Consider the following 19,914-nt stretch of genomic DNA (forward strand, 5'->3'; position numbering starts at 1 on the left):
GGTTAATTTCTTCCAAAGGCAAATTCTTTCTTGCCTATTTGGACAAATTGATTAAATAGGTTCTACTAAGAATAAAGGTTGATCGTACTCTACAGGTTGTGCATTTTCAACCAAAACTTTAACTATACGACCAGAAACTTCAGATTCTATTTCATTAAATAGCTTCATCGCTTCTATAATACAAACTACCTGACCTGCTGAAATCTCATCTCCAACGTTTACGAAAGATGGTTTTTCTGGATTTGATGAGCGGTAGAAAGTACCAATCATTGGAGATTTTACAGTGATGTATTTTGAAGCATCATCAATGGCTATTGGAGCTGGAGCTGCTGCTGCAACTGGAGCTGGAGCTGCCGCAGGAACCTGAGCTACCATTTGTTGTTGTGGTTGCGCAGCTACATAAGTAGGCTCTTGATTGGTTTTTATTGTAATTTTAAAGTCTTGCTCTTCTATTGATACTTCATTCACACCTGATTTTGATACGAACTTGATCAGATCTTGAATTTGTTTAATATCCATTCCCATTGATATAGGTTTTATTAGTGTTAAATTTATTTAAAAAAAAATCTAATATAGTAATCTCTTAGCTAAATTAAGCATTATATGCCCATTTCAAATATACCGAACCCCAGGTGAAACCGCCTCCAAAAGCTGCTAATATGATGTTATCGCCTTTTTTAAGTTTGCTTTCCCATTCCCACAAACATAAGGCTATGGTACCGTTTGTTGTGTTTCCGTACTTTTCTATGTTAATCATAACTTTTTCCGGACCAACGCCCATACGGTTTGCTGTAGCGTCTATAATTCTTTTGTTAGCTTGGTGTGGCACTAACCACGCAATATCATCAGAAGTTAAGTTGTTTTTTTCCATAATTTCTGCTGCTACATTGGCCATATTGGTAACTGCAAATTTAAAAACAGTTTGCCCTTCTTGATAAGCATAATGCTCTTTATTATCTATGGTTTCGTAGCTGGCAGGTTTTAAAGAACCTCCTGCTTTTAGGTTTAAGAAGTTTCTTCCAGCACCATCACTTTTCAGGATAGAATCTATAATTCCTAATCCCTCATCATTAGGTTCTAAAAGTGCGCATCCGCAGCCATCTCCAAAAATGATACAGGTTGTACGGTCTTCGTAATTGATGATGGAAGACATTTTATCGCCGCCTACTACTAAAACTTTTTGGTGTTTACCAGACTCAATAAACTGAGCCCCGGTTGATAAACCAAATATAAAGCCAGAGCAAGCAGCTTGTAAGTCATATCCCCAAGCATTAACAGCTCCAATTTTGTCTGCTAAAATATTTGCTGTTGCCGGAAAAGGCATATCTGGTGTTGAGGTGCAGAAAATAATTAAATCAATTTCTGCTGCTGATATTCCTCTCTTTTTTAAAAGGCCCTCTACAGCAGGTACTGCCATATCAGAAGTTGCAAGACCTTCTCCTTTTTGTATTCTTCTCTCTTTAATACCTGTACGGGTGGTAATCCATTCGTCGTTGGTATCAACCATGGTTTCCAGTTCCTGGTTTGTTAAAATATAATCAGGTACGTAACCATTAACTGCTGTTATAGCAGCATGAATTTTACTCATATTTTGGTGTTATTAGATTTAGTTGAAAGCAATTTTAAATTTATCAATGATTTTAGTTTCTATCATATCTCTTGACAATAAAACCATATTTTTAATTGCTTCCGGGCTGGATATACCATGCCCGATAATTACCGGAGCATTCACGCCTAAAATAGGGCTACCTCCGTATTGTTCGTAGTTAAACCTGTCAAAAAACTCATCTTTCATTCCCTTTTTTAAGGTTAAAACGTAAAAAGATTCTGCAAGTTTTAAAACTACATTACCTGTAAAACCATCGCAAACAATTACATCAGCTTTATCATTAAAAAGGTCTCTACCTTCTATGTTACCAATGAAATTAAGCAATTCGGTTTCTTTCATGAGGGTATAACTAGCCTGTGTTAACAGGTTTCCTTTTTCTTCCTCTTCGCCAATATTCATTAACCCAACTTTTGCATTTGCAATATCATAGATGTGTTCTGCATAAATGCTTCCTAATATACCAAACTGCAATAAAATGTCTGGTTTACAATCTGCATTAGCACCTACATCTAATAAAATACCACAACCGCCTTTAACTTTAGGTACAATAGAAGCAATGGCAGGTCTAATAACACCTGGAACTGTTTTAACGCTAAACATAGCGCCAACTAACATGGCTCCGGTATTACCAGCAGAAGCAAAAGAATCTATCTCTCCTTTTTTTAAGAGATCAAAGCCTAAAGAAATGCTAGAGTTTGGTTTTTGTACGATGGCTTTGGTAGGGTGTTCTCCCATACCAATTACCTCTGAAGTATGAATAATTTGAAAGAGGTCTGGATTAAAGTTATTATCCTTAAGAATGGGGTCAATAAAAGTTCTATCTCCGATAAGAACTAATTTTTGGTCTTCTTTGAGTTGTTTGTAAGCCTCAATGGCACCCAATACTGTTGATTTGGGCGCATAATCGCCACCCATTATATCTAAGCCAATTTTCATAAGAATAATCTGCTTTTAAATGGAAATAAAAAACTTTTATACAATTTTAAGGTTAAAAAGCCATTTTTCATTGTATAAAAGTTTTTCATGCTTGAAAATACTTAAGCTATTGTAGTATTCTCGATAAGAAGTTTACCCTTATAGTAAAGATTACCGTCTACATTGTAGGCTCTGTGTGGCAAATGAACTGCACCAGTTTCTTTACAAGTCCATAATGATGGAGCTTCTGCTTTATAGTGCGTTCTTCTTTTATCTCTTCTAGATTTTGATATTTTACGCTTTGGATGTGCCATTTTTTCCTATTTTTTAATTATTTTTTGATATTCTTTAAAGCTGCCCAACGGGGATCTACATCACCATTATCTTCACTGTCTTCTATTGATAACTCTTGTAACTTAGCAATCATATCTTTGTCACAAGCATCTGTATTTCCTGGATTATCACACATATTAATGTATGGTGCTGCCAGGGTAATCATCTCATAAATGAAAGTTGAAGTATCCACCTCAACATCATTTTTTGTTAAAACAATAACTTCGTCTGTTTCGTCTAAATCATCTTCTTGAGAGAATTTAGCTATCAGTCTATCGCGTGTATCTAAGGCTTGAGGATACTCTGCCAAGCAACGGTCACAATCTAGGTAAATTACCCCAGTGATGTGAAAATCTAATACTAACATGGTTTCTTGTCTATCTAAAACAAGATCAACTTTTAGTAAGCCGTTTTTAACTAGCGAATATTCAAACTCATTGAAAAAGCTACCATCAACATCAAAATTGAACTGATGTAGACCCAGCTTTAACCCCGTAAACGGAACCGAATATTGTTTAAGTAATTTCAAAGTCCGACAATTAAGCCTGCAAATTTAGGAAAAATAATTAAGCTGTAAAGGTTTTTTTCAAAATGTATCATTCTACCTTCAAGCTTTTTATAATCTTTTGGTATAAAATGCTGTTATTTTAATCTCTATCTCGGCTCATTTTAGAAAAAGCTAAAGTGTTAGCAGCAAGTTCTGCCTGCTCTCTTCTACTTTTTACAATGTGAATGGCTGCAAATAAAGCCTCTCTAAAAGATGCTGGTACGGCCAAATTCTTACCTGCAATATCATATCCTGTGCCGTGGTCTGGCGATGTTCTTACAACTGGTAAACCGGCAGTAAAGTTAACGCCGCTATTAAAACTCATGGATTTGAAAGGAATCAACCCTTGGTCATGATACATGGCTAAAACAGCATCAAACTTTGCATAAGCTTGGTTACCAAAAAAGCCATCGGCAGGGAAAGGACCAAAAGCAAACACACCTGCTTCTGCAGCTGCCTCAATAGCTGGGATAATAATTTCTTGTTCTTCTTTACCTAATAAACCGTTATCTCCGGCATGCGGGTTTAATCCCAACACGGCAATTTTTGGTTTTTCTACCCAAAAATCATTTTTTAGAGATTGGTTCATCAGCTTTAGCTTAGAAACAATATTTTCTACCGTGATGTTGCTGGCAATATCTTTAACAGGGATGTGCCCAGTAACTACACCTACTTTAAAATTTTCGCTTATCATGAACATCAAAGCATCTTGACCACCAGCTTTTTCTTGTATAAATTCTGTATGACCCGGAAATTTAAATGCCTCACTTTGGATATTGTATTTATTGATTGGAGCAGTTACCAATGCATCAATTTTACCGGCAACCAAATCATCTGTAGCCCTTTGTAAAGATAATAAAGCATATTTACCACCCGTTTCATTAGCTACACCCAATTCAATTTTTACATCTTCTTCCCAACAATTAATCATGTTAGGTTTGCCATGATGTGCCTGACTGGCATCATTAACCACCTGAAAAATAAATTCATGAATATCAGCAGCTTTTCTATGAAAAGAAGCAACTTTAGTATGCCCGTAAACAATAGGAGTACAATATTTATAAACCTCGGCTTCCATTAAGGTTTTAATGATCACCTCTAAACCTATACCATTTACATCGCCTATAGAAATACCAACTTTTAATTGCTCGCTCATAAAAATGAATCTAAATTTTGTGCAAAATAAATATTTTGAGTTTAATCTTCGGGTATTCACGTTAATCTTTACGTAATTTGTGACGTTTTTTAATCATTATGAGTCAGGTAAAAGCCAAGAAACATTTAGGACAGCATTTTCTAACCGATAAAAACATCGCCGAAAAGATTGTCAATTCCCTTATCCATACCCACAAATACAAGAAAGTTTTAGAGGTTGGCCCCGGAATGGGCGTTTTATCTGATTTTTTATTAAAAAAAGAAGCTTATGAAACGTATCTTATAGATATCGATACAGAGTCTTTTGAATATCTGCATAGGCAATACCCTAGTTTGGGTGATAGATTGATTAATGCAGATTTTTTAGCATTACCATTTAAAGATGTTTTTTTAGAGCCTTTTGCCATCATTGGAAACTTTCCGTACAATATCAGTTCGCAAATCTTATTTAAGATTTTAGAAAATAGGCAACAAGTACCAGAAGTAGTAGGGATGTTTCAAAAAGAAGTTGCAGAGCGTTGTGTGGCCAAACCGGGTAGTAAAGAATATGGTATTTTGAGTGTTTTTTTGCAAGCTTATTATAAGTGCGAGTATCTTTTTACGGTAAAAGCAGGTGTTTTTAATCCGCCCCCTAAAGTGCTTTCAGCAGTTATCAGGTTAAGTAGAAACGAAGTTGCCGATTTAGATTGTGATGAAAAATTATTCTGGCAGGTGGTTAAAGCTGGTTTTAACCAAAGAAGGAAAACATTAAGTAACGCACTATCAGGTATTATATCAAAAGATAAACAAGATGACACTGAAGTTTGGACATTAAGGGCTGAGCGTTTAAGTGTTGCTGATTTTGTAGGGTTGACGAATTTGATAAGTAAAAGCTTACAGAATTAAAAGCTATATTTAAGCATTTGGATAAATGGAGTTTATGTTAAATAAGCCTCTTTTATAGCGTTATTATAGTTAATCATCATAAAATATGGAACAAGATATCAGATGGGAGCAAAGGTTTGCTAATTATGTTAAAGCATTGCATAAGCTCACTCAATCCATAGACTATATTAAAAACAATTTTATTCCCCAAAAAGCATCAGCTCAGGACGAGAATATGGTCTTAGACGAAATGCTTAGAGAAGGTTTGATTCAAAGGTTTGAATATACGCATGAATTAGCTTGGAATGTGATGAAAGATTATGCCATTTACCAAGGAAACTCGAGTATTGGAGGTAGTAGAGATGCTTCTAGAGAAGCTTTTCAGCTCCAATTAATTGCTGATGCTCATGTGTGGATGGATATGATAAGCAGTAGAAACAAGACATCACACACCTATAATGAAGAAACGGCAGAAGAAATTTTCTCTAAAATATTAGAGGAGTACTACCCAGCTTTTATAGCTTTTAAAAATAAAATGGAAGAAAAAAGAAGCCAATTACATGGATAATTTGAAGCTTGATATGGGCTTAGAACTCAATGATATCCAAAAAATTAAAACTGTTTTTATGGATTATCCACAGCTTGATAGCGTTTTAATTTATGGCTCAAGAGCAAAAGGTAACTATCGCCCAGCTTCCGATATAGATTTAACGCTTATTGGTAAAGATTTAACATCATCATTATTAAGTGAAATAGAATTTAAGCTTGATGATTTATTACTTCCTTATAAATTTGATATTTCTATTTATGATAAAATCTCTGACTCCCAGTTTTTAGATCACATTAAAAGGGTAGGAAAAGAATTTTACAGAAAACAAAATTAACCATAATTCTTCCCTCTTTAGAGCAAGGAAGATTTAGCATAACAAGATGAAGAAAATATTAATTGTAGACGATTTACATCCTGCTTTTAAAATAGCAGCGCAAGATTTAGGTTATGAGGTGGATGATTTACCCCTGATTAAAAAAAGCGAAGTTCTGGAAATCCTCCATCAATATGAAGGTTTAGCAATACGTACCAAATTTAGGGTAGATAAAGAGGTGATAGACGCGGCGCCAAACCTAAAATTTGTAGCCAGAGCCGGAGCCGGAATGGACAATATAGAAGAAGCTTACGCCGATGAAAAAAATATTCAATTGATCAATGCTCCGGAAGGAAATGCTGATGCTGTTGGTGAGCATGCTGTAGGGATGCTTTTATCATTAATGAATAATTTACGCAAAGCGGATATTGAAATTAGAAATGGTAAATGGGACCGCGAAGGTAACCGTGGTTACGAGTTAAAAGGTAAAACTGTTGGTATTATTGGCTATGGCCACATGGGGCAAAGTTTTGCTCGTAAACTTAAAGGCTTTGAAGTAAAAGTATTGGCTTATGATAAGTATAAGACCCGCTTTACGGATGATTTTGCTACCGAGGCCAGCATGGAAGAGATTGTGAAATATGCTGATGTTTTAAGCTTACATATCCCATTAACCAAAGAAACCCGCCAAATGGTGGATGAAGAATATTTAAGACATTTCCGCAGACCTATTTTCTTTATTAATCTAGCCAGAGGCGAAATTGTAAACACTCAAGCGGTTTTAAATGCTATGGAGGAAGGGAAAATTTTAGGTGCCGGATTAGATGTTTTAGAGACCGAAAAATTCCCGGCTTTGGGCGAGCAAAATTGGTATGCTGCTTTAAGCGAAAACCCTAAGGTTTTGTTAAGTCCGCATGTAGGTGGTTGGACATTTGATTCTTACCGAAAAATATCAGAAGTATTAGCTGATAAATTAAAAAATTTGGAATTGTAAACCCAAAAATATTATCTTCGTAATCATTGAAGCAAGACTATGTCGGTTAAGACCAGATATAGTCTTGTTTGTTTTTTAAGAGCTTGGTAACCATCCGGGCTTTTTTATTCAATAACCAAAATTAAAAGAGATTATGACAGAGGTTGCATATTTTACCAAAGAAGGTTTAGAGAATTTAAAACAAGAGCTGCAGTACTTAAAAACAGAAGGAAGAGCAAAAATTGCTGCTGCTATTGCTGAAGCAAGAGATAAAGGAGACTTGTCTGAAAATGCCGAATATGACGCAGCAAAAGAAGCACAAGGGCATCATGAAACTAAGATTGCTAAGTTGGAGAACACTTTGGCAAACGCCAGGTTAATTGATGAATCTAAAATAGATACCTCAAAAGTTTTGGCTTTATCTATTGTTAAAATCAAAAACTTGAAAAATAATGCTACCATGACTTATCAATTGGTTGCAGAAAATGAAGCTGATTTAAAGTCTGGCAAGATTTCAGTAAAATCACCTATAGCACAGGGTTTATTAGGTAAATCTGTTGGCGATAAAACGGAGATTACAGTACCGGCAGGAAAAATCGAGTTTGAGATTATGGAAATTAGCAGGTAATACCAAAACATAAAAACATGTCTAGTATATTTAAAAAAATCATTGATAAAGAGATTCCGGCACATATTGTAGCAGAATCGGTAGATTTTCTGGCTTTTCTGGATATCAGTCCGCTAAGAGAAGGGCATGTTTTGGTGATACCTAAGCAAGAAGTTGATTATATTTTTGATGTAGAGGATTCTTTATATGTAGAGATGATGCTATTTGCGAAAATTGTAGCTAAAGGCTTAAAAAAAGCTATTCCTTGTAAGAAAATTGGAGTTGCTGTTATTGGTTTAGAGGTGCCACATGCTCATATTCACCTCATCCCGATGAATAGCGTTTCTGATATGGATTTTAGTAAGCCCAAATTATCGCCTACACAAGAAGAACTCAGCAATACTGCTCTAAAAATACTAGAAGCTTTAAGGGAGGATTAAGGTTTCGATAAGGATTAATATACAAAGCTATCTCATAATTTTTGAGGTAGCTTTTTTTGTTTAAGAGGGGGTTTTGATGAGTTGGGGTTTCATTGATTGAATGATTGATTTTTGATGGATTGATTTCCCTGTTTTTTAATTTTTAATTTTTCCTTTTCTTAACCGCGGAGTACGCAGAGGGCACAAAGCTGGGTGTAGACTTATAAAAGCGCTCTGCGAACTTTGTGTTCTCTGTGGTTAAAACCAATCTTAAGTTTTTCTATGTAGGATGGATTGACTTATGAAGTTAATCAAATTCCTATGATGATTTAAGCTTTTAGCCTTAAGCCTTCCGCTTTTTTGATGGATTGATTTTTGAATAAGAGAATGATTGAATCAGTTATTGGTTGCCAGTTCTGTATGGTGAGTTTCCTGTTTTTAATTTTTAATTTTTCCTTTTTAATTTTCTTAGTTGATGATTTAAGCTTTCTGCTTTTAGCCTTCCGCTTTAAGCTTTCTCTGTACCTTGTTCGAGACTTGTTCGGGAAATGGCCCTGTTTTTCCGAAGGTGTTACGAAGAAATCTGGGAGAAGCACCGAATGTGATATGGATAAAACGTGGATAAAAGGTGGGGTATAGGTGGGCTATACGTGGACTTAAAGTAATAAATTTTCTTGATGATGTGATTGTTTATAATAGAGGTTAAACAAACATAAGCAATGATATGTAATTTTCAAATGAAATTTGTATTTATTAGAGAAATCTTTCTGGATGGTTTAAAAGGGATATTTTACATTCTTAAAACAGAGATACTTTATGTCTATGTAAACATCAAAAAAGCATTTCTTTAAACTCGTTATTGAAATTAAATCCAGCAATTAGTTATGACCATGAATTAAAAAACTTTATATGTAAATCATATCCTTTAAAAAACCACCTAGAACTTACCACTTTAATTCAGCGTATTTGATTAAAATTATCCGTGTATACCCGTGTATATCCGTGTATATCCGGATAATAGTTGTCTTAATTCTTATAATTGTTAGATTTTATATTTCAAGTATTGAAAATCGCTTTATAAGATAGGCGGTAAGAATAAAAAAAACCAAAATATAGATGATTATAAAACATATTAGCCAAATAAAAAGTCTTTTAGATCATTTGAATATTTAAAATCTAATACTAAATTGTAACTTAATCGAAAAATATGCGCTATAGGATAGCGGATATTTACTAGTTATAGCCAATTTTAAACCGAACATAATGAAAACATACTGCATCATATTTCTGACAATTTTGACTTTAAATGTTTGTGGACAAAGCAAACCAAATAATTTGAATTCCGAAATGACACGATTAAACACAGAAACAGTTTTAATCGTTCAATCTCAAGCTATTGACGAATATCCAGTATGGTCACCAAAATCAGATTTCATTGCTTGTAACATTGAGGGAAAGTGGTACAAGTTTAGGTTAACCAACATCGAATTAACTAATACAAAATGGCATGGACCTACAATTGGTGTTTTGACAACCAAAGACGCTTATTCTGAATTGACGAATAAAGAGCAACCTGAATTTGAAAAAGTATCAAAATTTAATCCACGAGAATTAAAGACTAAAGACGGAACAAAAGTTGAACTTAAAATGAAAGAAATGTCGGTTTCACTTGTTTTGACTAAAAAAGGTGAAAAACCGAAAATACTTTGGACAAGTGGTGGAGAAAATTGTCACAGTCTCGTTCTCTCTCCTGACGAAAATTATGTAGCGTATTTGTGTGAAATGACCGGACTTTTAATAATGAAAATAAAATAAAATAAAAAACTGGCTATAACAGCAAATTTGTTCAAAAATGGCTGACGGTGGTTCACGTTAATTCATCAGTTATTTACTTAATTTAGTATTGTGCGACAATGATTCTGCAAACAATGCCATTTCTGCACAAATTTTCAAACCGTTGGTGGCAATGTTACCGAGACACTTTACTAACAGACAAAATCAAAAATAAATATGGGACTATTTGACTTTTTTAAAAAGAAAGAAAACAACGAAACGCCAAAATCAGAAACGCCAAAAAGTGAACTGTTTTTATCTTTAAGCAAGTATAACGAGTACATTGTAAGATTTGTTGGTATGCAACAACAAGGTAACTATGCACCAATTTCAGCTTATGAGAAAGCAAATGGCGAAATTGTTGGGTTTTTATATGTAATTGGTGACGATAATTCATATTCTTTGTCAGCCGAAGAAGTAATTGAGAAAATGGAAAGTAGCTTTAAGATAAAGATGGTAAACAACGAGATTAGTTCTTATGTAATTCTATATCATTCTCAATTTGCTGATGACAATAATCACAAACTTGCTAACAATGACAACGAACTAAAAGCAATTACAGTTTCATATAATTTCAAAAATGGAAATTGTGGAAAAATTGGACTTCCATATTCTTTTGAAAAAGACGAAATAACCTACAAGGGATTTAAGAATTTCAGTCAAGCAGAAAACAATATTATTTTTAAAACACAATTGATAGAAAATAAGGATTATTTTCAGGACAGAGAAGAAATTAAAGCCCCACTAATTGAAAACGAAATTGGTTTAAAGATTAAAAAATCAAACAATTCAGATTTAAGTAATACTTGGTGTGGTGTATTTGGTTTTGAAACTTACAGAAAGCCAAATGGAAGTCAGATTTTAATGGAATACTTTGCTTTAGCAATGACTAATGGTAAAGTCACAAAACATAATAATATCAGTATTTCTCAATTAGATTACAATGATATTTCGTTAAAAGGAATATCAGTAGACGACAATCCCAAAACTATTTTACCAGTCATAAAAACAGATTATGTTCTTGATGTTGTAAATAAAGAAATTAATGAATGGGAGAACATAGAAAATTTAGAAGCAATAATAACTGGCAACGGTAGAGATACTTTTGGTTTAACCTATTTTGCGACAGACTATGCAGAAAACAGGGAAAAGTATCTTTCGAAAAAAGAACATAAAATAAAAATTAGTGGAATTGCATTTGTCTTAGACATAAGTAAAGTAGAAAATACAGATGGTGAAGTAAAATACAGCGAAGACTTTACAATGTATATGCCGAACAATGATTTGCCAAATTATGCTTGTTTTGACTTTATTGGACAGTTAGAAGATTTTAAAGAAACGTTTTTGTTAGAAAATAATAGCCAAAAGGGGTACATAATGAAAGTTAGACTTATTACAAACCCAGACATTAAAGACTTTTTTACAATAGATATTTTTGTCACACAGGAAAATATGAGATTTAACGACCTAACAAAAGGAATGAAAATAACAGGAATGTTCCAAATGCAAGGACAAATTGCAGAATAAAAACACTGCCACCAATCGAGTAGACGGCTCCGCCAGAGACTGACGGAGTTCGCCTCTCACACCACCGTACCCATTCACTTTGTTCAGGGCAAGCCAAACGGGTCTCGTATACGGCGGTTCGTAAACTGATGGGTTGAGTTTTGTGTAAATCTCCAGCATAGGTATGTAGCCTTTCCGTTTTAGCCGTTTAATTGTTATGGTAGTATTAAGAATTGGGCTTTGAGCTATGCGCCATCCTCCTTTTCTTGTCCTGCTCCATGCGTAGGCATGATCGAAATCTACCCCTAAACGCATCAGGTTTTTCCTTTTACGTTCCGGTTTCTTCCAATCCGTCCAAATGCAGTAGCGCAAGCGGTTGCGCAGCCAGCCGTCCACTTCACACAGTTTACCTATTATGCTACTTCCCTTAAAATAGGTGAGCCAGCCTCGGGTAATCTCGTTGATTTTTACGATGCGTTCTGTTAAACTTTTGGGTAGCGTTTTCCGTGTAACTTCCTTTAACTTCTCTTTTAGTTTTGACCATGCTTTTTCTCCTACTGTTAATTTGTATTGCCCTTTTACTCCTTTTTGGTACGTGGATGCAAATGTAAATCCTAGGATGGTAAAATTACTGGGTTTTACTATTCCGCTCTTTGACTTATTCACTTTCAGCTTTAGCTTCTTTACCAAGTATTTGGTAATGGCTTTGCTTGCCAGTTTTGCATCAGAGGGGAGCTTGTAATAGATACTGAAATCATCGGCATAGCGTACAAACCTTAGCTTTCTCCTTTCCAATTCTTTATCCAACTCGTTAAGCAGAATATTAGAGAGTAGTGGACTTAATGGACTGCCCTGTGGCACTCCTTTTCTTCGTTTTACTAATTTGCCGTTAATTTGTATCGGTACTCGTAACCATTTCCGTATCAGTCTTAGTGTTACTGGGCATTTTACCTTTTGATAAATCAGGTTCAATAGCAGGCAATGGTCTACCTCGTCAAAGAATGTTTCCAAATCGATAGCTATGATGTGACTATAACCTTCGTGGATATTGCTCAATGCTTTGCCTACTGCTGTTCTAGCGTTTTTGTAGGGTCTAAAGCCATAGCTATTTTCATGAAATTCATGCTCGAACTTTGGCATCAAAACTTGTGATACGGCTTGTTGTAGTAGGCGGTCTACAACCGTAGGAATACCTAATAAACGAAGTTTTCCTCCGCCTTTGGGTATCTCTACTCCTAAAATTGATTGGGGCAGGTATTTGTTCTCTTTTATTTTCTCCAATAGCGCTTCCCTATGTTTTTGGACATAGGATTTTAAATCGGTGATTTGTAAACCATCGATACCAGCACTCCCTTTATTAGCCATTACTTGTTGTAATGCCTTTTGGAGGTTTTGAGGACGTAATACTTGTGCAATCAATCTTTTGCTTTTGTTTTAATGTTGTTCTTCCTATTCTGCTTTTACAGGGCTATGGCTTACGCCAGTCCTTTGTAAATTAAGAACCAATTTACGTTCGGTCCTTCCTTGTTTGTGAGACCATGTATCGTTTGTTGATACCTCGTTAACTCAAGTACTACGACCTCTGCTGACTTCTCTTTTTGATTAGCTCGTAATCTAAGAGATCTCCCTCGGTAAGATAAATACCCTTCCATCTACTCCTGCTGAATCTACATCTTTGAGCTTTTGGTATTGGTAGGACTTCGGTGTGCTGTGCAACCTCATCCGCTCAACGATGCCTCTTATCCAGTTTCTGTTCGTCAGTGCAGACTTTTGCAGGCTCGCTTACTTCACTGCTTAAATCACTTCAAACCAGCTTGCGACTTGCTAATTCTTCCAGGCGTTACCCCAGCGAATAAGGGACTTACACCCTCTGGGTTTCTTTAATTTTATTTTTAAAGAACTATATTTACCATTCAAGGCGTACACCACAAATTTGTATTATAATGGCTGAACTGCTTTAAGTTATTTTGTCGCAATTAACTAAGTTTACACGGGCAGACCAGTTTTTGCTTTCTAAGCCATTACAACACAAATTCGCCAATCGTTATATGCCATTTTAGGACGACCAACAAACAACAACGACAAAACATTGGAAACATACATTACAAAACTAAAACACATTCTCCCGACATTTTTCATAATTGCTTTCTCGACAATTATCGGACTTTTACTTTTTCGTTGGCTCTTTGTTATTCAATTTGATATCATCGACATTAAGGAAGAAGTTTGGTGTTTGTGGTTACCTATGGGATTACCTTGGATACCTATTCTAATATGGTTACGACCAAGATTAAGAATTCTTACTTTCAAAAAAGATAATGACAATGGACGCTTTTTCTTTCAATTTTTATCGGCAGGAACAATTATAGCTTCTCTTTTAGTTTCACAAAATTATTTAACCACTGCATCTGGTAAACTAAAAGAATTATCGACCATCAGCGACATTGATAAAATAGAGAAAGCTCGTTATTACAAATTGAAAAAATTTTCAGTTGCTCCAAATTATGGTGGTTCTTTCACAGACTTTCGGACAAGTGGGAAATACAATCAAGACTTAAACTTCGATGTTTATTTTGTTACACCAATTCTCAAAGACACATCTGAAACGATTACTGACATCCCTAAATATTGGTATGGTGTAAAATTCAAAGAGCAAATCAGCAATAAAATCAGCACTGAAGAAAAAGAAAGAAAGTACGAGGCATTTTATAATGAATGCATTGACAAGATGAACAAATATGACTTTCATTCTTTAGACCACTTTGAACGAAAACCAACCTCAGACGATAGACAGAACTTTTTAAAAGCAATTGAAGCAAGAACAAAGCAAACAGCCGATGAGAATTTCATTATTTTAGAACCAATACAAGAGAGATTTGAAGATAGAAACGGAAATAAATTTGCTTGGATTTTCGGTTCGTTTGGAATTGGACTTGCAGTTTTTTTGTTCGCTTTAATTTGGCCAGGTTATAGTGAAACTGAAAGGAAAAGGTTTTTAACAGGCAAGAAACCAAAACAAGACGACCTTTTAGATATGCTAAACTACCTTGTACCTAAAGGTGACCACTTTGCAACTTCAATAATTTTAGACCTGAATATTATTGTCTTTTTACTAATGATATTTTCAGGTATTCACATTATTTCTCCAAACGGAATAGAGTTGCTTCATTGGGGGGCAAACAGGCGACTTGAAACAAGTGGTGGAGAATGGTGGAGACTATTTACAAGTATGTTTTTACACGGTGGCATAATGCATTTATTACTGAACATTTACGGGCTTGTTATTGCGGCTATTTTTGTTGAGCCATTGCTTGGACGTAAAAAGTATTTTATTTTATATATTCTATCAGGACTTTGCGGAAGCCTTGCTAGTATTTGGTGGTATCCTAACACAATAAGTGTTGGTGCATCAGGTGCAATATTCGGACTTTACGGTGCAATACTTGGACTGCTTCTGACAAACGCTTTCCCAAAAGAAGGCAAGAAAAGTATTTTTATGATGATAGGAATTTATGTAGGTATTAATTTGCTTTGGGGTTTAACTGGAGGTATTGACAATGCAGCACATATCGGTGGACTTCTTAGCGGAGCATTAATCGGAATAATTTTATACAAACTTGACGATGGAAAGAAAAACGGCATATAACAGCACCTACAAGAAATTAGCGGTTCAGTACTTAAATGAAACTTTATGATTCGTATCAAGTTTTGTGGTGGCAGACAGTTTTGTGCTTTGAAATCCGCCACTGCACCAAGCGCCAAACCCTAGAAATATTAAAAAACCGATATATGAAAACAATTCTTACTTTGACAATTTCCTTTTTATTTTTCAACTGTTTTGCTCAGGAAAAAAATTTTATTGACCAGCCGTACTTAGAAACAAGTTCACAAATGGACACTTTAGTAATTCCAGACAGGATTTATATTACTATTGTGCTGAACGAGGTCGACAGTAAGAATAAAAAATCTACCGAAGAACTTGAAAAAGTGCTAGAAAAGACCTTAAAAGAATTAAATATTAATACGGAAAAAGATTTGTCACTAATAGATTACAGCAGTGACTTTAAGAGTTATTTCCTCAAATCACAAGACATCCTAAAAGCGAAAAACTACTCTTTACTTGTCCGTGACGCCGTGACAGCAGGACAGGTTCTAAAAAATCTAGAAGATGCAGGAATTTCAAATGTAAATATTGAAAGAACAGAATATTCTAAATCAGAGAGTTTGTTGCTTGAATTAAAATATTTGGCAATTAAAAAAGCCAAGAATAATGCGTTAAAAATGTTAGAACCCTTAAATCAGAAATTAGGAAAAGCTATTTTTATTACAGACAATAATTCAATTTCAAACACTCTCCAAGGAAAAGTTAGTGGAATACAAATTAGGGGTACTTCAAGTATATATGGTTCAAGAGCATCTGAACCTATATTAGTTGAATTTCAAAAAATCAAGTTTCAATCTCAGGTTAACGTTAAATTCATTATCGAGTAAAATACTCCACATAACAGCAGATTTAAAAAGTTATGGTAGAAGTAGCATTAAAATTGGCTAACCAGCCCCTAAAAATATTACCTTTGTAAAGTGGAAAAAATTGGCTTCATAGAGATAAGAATAACAGGTTCAAAGGGAAACCTTGACCTATCACCCGAGAATTACGACATTCGGGAGATTATCACTATTCTCGAAAATGCCGAAAACTTGCTTTATCCGGGCGATAAAAGAGACAGACCGAATATCAGTTACAAAATTGAAGAAGGCTCTGTTAAACATATACTTAAAACCTCCATTCAATATATCATCGGTTTTAACGCAATCATTGGACAGGTTAGCCAAATTCAAAACATAGACTTTCTTGACTTAGGGACTGCAAAAGCATTTGAAAACATTCAAGATATCGCTACAAAACGCAATTATGTTTTTAGTATCAAAACATCACTAGAGAACACAAACGAAGTAATAGTTGATAAAACAACGAGATACTACAGAACAGAAGCAATTTGGGCTGACGCTGAATTTTATTTGTATGGCAAGGTTACTAATGCGGGTGGTAAGGACAAAGCTAATATCCACGTTTTCACCGAGGAACTCGGAACAGTAAGAATACAAACACCAATTAGTTTTCTAGAACAATATGATGAGAACTTGCTTTACAGGACGTTTGGCATTAGAGCGACAGGTAAACAACATTCTGAAACAGGAGAAATTGACACATCAACATTAAAGTTTATAGAACTGGTTGACTACCAACCCAAATATGATGAGACATATTTAAAAACACTTCGGGACAAAGCAAAAAAATCTTGGCTTAGCAGTATAGACCCGGACAAATGGCTAAAAGAAATAAGGGGTGGATATGACGCATAAAGCTGTTTTACTGGATACCAGTTTCTTTATTCGCTTTTTAAATGAAAGTGACCCGTTATTCAAAAATGCTGACGGATATTTTCGTTATTTTTTGCAGAAGGAAATTACGATGATGATCTCTACAATCAGCATTGCAGAGTATTGTGTAGGTGGCGATGTTCACGAGCTTCCTCTCAGAAACTTACAAATAGTTCCATTCAATTTAGACCATTCAAAGCGAACAGGAGCGTTTGCGAAAATTGTATTCAATGCAAAGAGAAATGGTAAAATAGATATTGCAAATAGAAATATCATTCCTAACGACACAAAACTGTTTGCACAAGCCGACTGTGAAAAATCTATAGAGTTTTACCTTTCATCAGATAGTGAAAGTTTGAAAATTTACGACATACTTAGGCAAGAAACTGCAACAAAATTTCAATTCATAGACTTGAATACGCCATACAATGAAACATTCGGATTGTTAGACCTTTGACGAAGAGAGAAGATTGGGCTCATGCAAAATATTAAAGTCTTTACTTGACTAACTTGCGGAGAATAATTTTTTAATCACCGCATATTTGCGGAGAATAACGCCTATATTTACCGTATGCAAAACATCTGGTAATGGCAAAATACATTTATCAATACGAAAACTGGACGAATTTTACATGGCGTGAAACAGATATCAATGCCGTTTTTGGTGAAGTGCGCCACTTGCAAGGTAAAATTGTAGGGCAAATGAACACGCTCGGTTTTGCAACCAAAGAAGAAGCAACACTTACAACTTTAACTCTTGATGTTATTAAATCATCAGAAATTGAAGGAGAAAAACTCGATTATGACCAAGTTCGTTCATCTATTGCGAGAAGATTGGGTATAAACATAGCAGGACTTATCCATACAAACAGAAACGTAGAAGGTGTTGTGGAAATGATGCTTGACGCAACTCAAAACTATCAGAAGCCGTTGACAAACAAAAGACTCTTCGGGTGGCATGCTGCACTTTTCCCAACTGGGCATAGTGGTATGCACAAAATTGAAGTAGGTCGTTATAGAACTGGTGAAATGCAAATTGTATCAGGAGCGATGGGAAAAGAAAAAATCCATTATGAAGCAGTTCCTGCGAATAAAGTAAAGGAAGAGATGGATAATTTCTTAAAATGGTTTAATAGCAACTCCTCTATTGACCCTGTTCTAAAAGCTGCAATTGCTCACTTTTGGTTTATCATCATACATCCATTTGACGATGGGAATGGAAGAATTGCAAGAGCGATTTCTGATTTAATGCTTGCCTGTGCCGACAAAACAACAGAAAGATATTACAGTCTGTCAAGCCAAATTTTAGTTGAGCGGAAACAGTATTACGAAATTCTACAAAAAGTTCAACATAGCAGTGGAGATATTACAGATTGGCTAAACTGGTTTTTGCATTGTCTTAAAAGTTCACTTTTAGCAACAGAAAAAACATTACAAAAAATATTACGCAAGACTGAGTTTTGGAAAATTCACGAAAATACGGTGTTTAATGAAAGACAAAGATTGGTGTTAAATAAACTGTTTGACGGATTTGATGGAAAATTGAAATCATCTAAATGGGCAAAGATTGCTAAATGCTCAGCTGATACAGCATTACGCGACATAAAAGATTTAATGGATAAGAGAATATTGCGACAAGAACAACAAGGCGGACGAAGTACAAACTACGAACTTGCAGACTTCTAAATTAATAACATTAACCTCTGATAACTCAATATTGTACTGTAGTGTATGAAAGTAATTTACCATCCAAAAAAAGAGACCACAATATTAAATTGCAGCCTCTTATATTGAAGTTAAAAGGAAGATGTTAGTTATTATTGTAGGTAATGTAAGCCATTAAATAATCATTATATTTTTCCAGCGCATCTAAAACCGCAGCTTTATATTTTTCTGGGTTTGCTTTAACATTAAAAGTAAACTCCCCTGTTGCCCTACCATTACCAACTAAACCACCACTAAAAATGGCAGCCATATCGCCAACAACATCACTTTTAAATTTTTTCATACTTTCTGGCATTCCCTTAGCGCTTTCAATTTTCTCGGCATATTGGGCTTGGGAAACCACTCCTTGTCCGTTTTTAATAATAGCATTACAAAAACCATAATTATCACCAGCAAATAAAGCATAAGAACCATCGCCACGCATTACAGCACCTTCTGTTACTGCTTCTACGGTAATAACAGGGTAAATGGTAGCTTTAGTTTTGGTGGTTACCGTATTGCTAGAACTACTTAAAAAGCCATATTCTGTATCTTTAGAGATACTTTGGGCGATATAGGCAAAATCTATAGTTAGAAAAACCTGGCCTACTGGATACTTTAACTCATTAGCTAATCTGGAATGTGCACCCGCCATGATAGGAAACTCTATATATGGCCCTTTATTAGCAGTATAAACATTGGCTATGCCCCAACTTTTCTTGTAGGTTTGACGTTCGTTATTTCCGTTTTTTTCTAATAAAGTAGCATAATGCTTAGATTCTTTATACTTATCAGAAACGTTAAAGCCTTTACTCTTCAGCTTTGCCGCTAATCTTTGATAATATTCATCTGCTATTTCTTGAAAAAGTGCATCGTCTACACCTTCCAAAAAAGCCCATGATATGGCAGATCCGGCGTCTCTTTTAACCGATTTCTCACTTGTAGCAACTTTAAAACGCAGGTTAACACTTGTTAAAGCCACTTCTGAGGCCTTTTTAAACGGCGAGCGGTAAGTACCTTTAGGCGCAAACATTTTATCAACTTGTTTTTCGCTTATTTGCGCAAAAACGTTAGTTGTTAAGCATAAGCTAGCGGTTAGGCAATAGGCTGCTAATTTGTTTAGAGATAAATTTTTCATGCTTTAATATTTTTAGGACTTCAATAATGATGGTAAAATTGCTGTTGTTTTAGCTGGATTACCATA

Annotated in this window: 21 protein-coding genes; 13 read left to right on the forward strand and 8 right to left on the reverse strand. The window is 35.0% G+C overall.

The genetic code is table 11. The features are described from left to right. Positions 1–51: 51 nt before the first annotated feature. From accB to pdxA, 6 genes are all read right to left on the reverse strand, one after another. A complete protein-coding gene (gene accB / locus B2745_RS13065) occupies positions 52–519 on the reverse strand; it encodes an acetyl-CoA carboxylase biotin carboxyl carrier protein (protein WP_304067420.1) in 468 nt (155 codons plus the stop codon). A gap of 73 nt (positions 520–592) precedes the next feature. Next, complete coding sequence (locus B2745_RS13070; protein ID WP_026905220.1) at positions 593–1,588, reverse strand: beta-ketoacyl-ACP synthase III; 996 nt, start codon at positions 1,586–1,588, stop codon at positions 593–595. Between the two features lie 18 nt (positions 1,589–1,606). After that, positions 1,607–2,545 carry a phosphate acyltransferase PlsX gene (gene plsX / locus B2745_RS13075; protein WP_304067424.1) on the reverse strand — a complete coding sequence of 313 codons (939 nt, stop codon included), beginning with the start codon at positions 2,543–2,545 and terminating at the stop codon, positions 1,607–1,609. Positions 2,546–2,646: 101 nt separating this feature from the next. Beyond that, positions 2,647–2,838: a 50S ribosomal protein L32 gene (gene rpmF / locus B2745_RS13080; protein WP_026905222.1), complete on the reverse strand. Its 192-nt coding sequence runs from the start codon at positions 2,836–2,838 to the stop codon at positions 2,647–2,649. Positions 2,839–2,855: 17 nt separating this feature from the next. Beyond that, positions 2,856–3,386 carry a YceD family protein gene (locus B2745_RS13085; RefSeq protein ID WP_304067426.1) on the reverse strand — a complete coding sequence of 177 codons (531 nt, stop codon included), beginning with the start codon at positions 3,384–3,386 and terminating at the stop codon, positions 2,856–2,858. A 118-nt stretch (positions 3,387–3,504) separates the two neighbouring features. Further along, complete coding sequence (gene pdxA, locus B2745_RS13090; RefSeq protein WP_304067429.1) at positions 3,505–4,560, reverse strand: 4-hydroxythreonine-4-phosphate dehydrogenase PdxA; 1,056 nt, start codon at positions 4,558–4,560, stop codon at positions 3,505–3,507. Between the two features lie 98 nt (positions 4,561–4,658). Between pdxA and rsmA the strand changes: the two genes are divergently transcribed. The 8 genes from rsmA to B2745_RS13130 all read left to right on the forward strand — a co-directional run bounded on the left by rsmA (position 4,659) and on the right by B2745_RS13130 (position 11,645). Next, positions 4,659–5,444 carry a 16S rRNA (adenine(1518)-N(6)/adenine(1519)-N(6))-dimethyltransferase RsmA gene (gene rsmA, locus B2745_RS13095; RefSeq protein ID WP_304067431.1) on the forward strand — a complete coding sequence of 262 codons (786 nt, stop codon included), beginning with the start codon at positions 4,659–4,661 and terminating at the stop codon, positions 5,442–5,444. 85 nt (positions 5,445–5,529) lie between these two features. Continuing rightward, positions 5,530–5,991 carry a nucleotidyltransferase substrate binding protein gene (locus B2745_RS13100; RefSeq protein WP_304067434.1) on the forward strand — a complete coding sequence of 154 codons (462 nt, stop codon included), beginning with the start codon at positions 5,530–5,532 and terminating at the stop codon, positions 5,989–5,991. Next, positions 5,984–6,307, forward strand: coding sequence for a nucleotidyltransferase domain-containing protein (locus B2745_RS13105; protein ID WP_304067436.1), 324 nt, complete (start codon positions 5,984–5,986; stop codon positions 6,305–6,307). Before B2745_RS13100 ends, B2745_RS13105 begins: the two co-directional genes overlap by 8 nt. A 46-nt stretch (positions 6,308–6,353) precedes the next feature. Beyond that, positions 6,354–7,280 (forward strand): 2-hydroxyacid dehydrogenase, encoded by a 927-nt coding sequence (locus B2745_RS13110; protein ID WP_304067438.1) that lies wholly within the window; start codon positions 6,354–6,356, stop codon positions 7,278–7,280. 133 nt (positions 7,281–7,413) lie between these two features. Then, positions 7,414–7,887, forward strand: a complete 474-nt coding sequence (gene greA / locus B2745_RS13115) for a transcription elongation factor GreA (RefSeq protein WP_026905229.1) — start codon at positions 7,414–7,416, stop codon at positions 7,885–7,887. Positions 7,888–7,904: 17 nt separating this feature from the next. Continuing rightward, positions 7,905–8,306 carry an HIT family protein gene (locus B2745_RS13120; protein ID WP_304067441.1) on the forward strand — a complete coding sequence of 134 codons (402 nt, stop codon included), beginning with the start codon at positions 7,905–7,907 and terminating at the stop codon, positions 8,304–8,306. A 1,242-nt stretch (positions 8,307–9,548) separates the two neighbouring features. After that, positions 9,549–10,100: a hypothetical protein gene (locus B2745_RS13125; protein ID WP_304067444.1), complete on the forward strand. Its 552-nt coding sequence runs from the start codon at positions 9,549–9,551 to the stop codon at positions 10,098–10,100. Between the two features lie 195 nt (positions 10,101–10,295). Beyond that, on the forward strand, positions 10,296–11,645 hold the full coding sequence (locus tag B2745_RS13130; RefSeq protein ID WP_304067447.1) for a hypothetical protein: 1,350 nt from the start codon (positions 10,296–10,298) through the stop codon (positions 11,643–11,645). On the opposite strand, the gene ltrA is transcribed toward B2745_RS13130, so the two are convergent. Further along, positions 11,586–13,043 (reverse strand): group II intron reverse transcriptase/maturase, encoded by a 1,458-nt coding sequence (gene ltrA / locus B2745_RS13135; protein ID WP_304067449.1) that lies wholly within the window; start codon positions 13,041–13,043, stop codon positions 11,586–11,588. The genes B2745_RS13130 and ltrA overlap by 60 nt on opposite strands. Before the next feature lie 670 nt (positions 13,044–13,713). Between ltrA and B2745_RS13140 the strand changes: the two genes are divergently transcribed. From B2745_RS13140 to B2745_RS13160, 5 genes are all read left to right on the forward strand, one after another. Further along, complete coding sequence (locus B2745_RS13140) at positions 13,714–15,270, forward strand: rhomboid family intramembrane serine protease (protein ID WP_304067451.1); 1,557 nt, start codon at positions 13,714–13,716, stop codon at positions 15,268–15,270. A 143-nt stretch (positions 15,271–15,413) separates the two neighbouring features. Then, positions 15,414–16,115 (forward strand): SIMPL domain-containing protein, encoded by a 702-nt coding sequence (locus B2745_RS13145; protein ID WP_304067453.1) that lies wholly within the window; start codon positions 15,414–15,416, stop codon positions 16,113–16,115. Between the two features lie 90 nt (positions 16,116–16,205). After that, positions 16,206–16,988 (forward strand): hypothetical protein, encoded by a 783-nt coding sequence (locus tag B2745_RS13150; RefSeq protein ID WP_304067455.1) that lies wholly within the window; start codon positions 16,206–16,208, stop codon positions 16,986–16,988. Further along, the gene (locus tag B2745_RS13155) at positions 16,978–17,463 is read left to right on the forward strand and encodes a hypothetical protein (protein WP_304067458.1); all 486 of its coding nucleotides are present in this window, start codon (positions 16,978–16,980) and stop codon (positions 17,461–17,463) included. The genes B2745_RS13150 and B2745_RS13155 overlap by 11 nt, the downstream gene beginning before the upstream one ends. 131 nt (positions 17,464–17,594) lie before the next feature. Next, positions 17,595–18,692, forward strand: a complete 1,098-nt coding sequence (locus B2745_RS13160; protein WP_304067461.1) for a Fic family protein — start codon at positions 17,595–17,597, stop codon at positions 18,690–18,692. A gap of 124 nt (positions 18,693–18,816) precedes the next feature. Here the strand turns inward: B2745_RS13160 and B2745_RS13165 are convergent, their stop codons facing one another. Beyond that, positions 18,817–19,848, reverse strand: coding sequence for a hypothetical protein (locus B2745_RS13165; protein ID WP_304067463.1), 1,032 nt, complete (start codon positions 19,846–19,848; stop codon positions 18,817–18,819). Between the last annotated feature and the right edge of the window lie 66 nt (positions 19,849–19,914).

It is taken from the genome of Pedobacter glucosidilyticus, from assembly GCF_002483235.1.
Lineage (GTDB): Bacteria > Bacteroidota > Bacteroidia > Sphingobacteriales > Sphingobacteriaceae > Pseudopedobacter > Pseudopedobacter glucosidilyticum_B.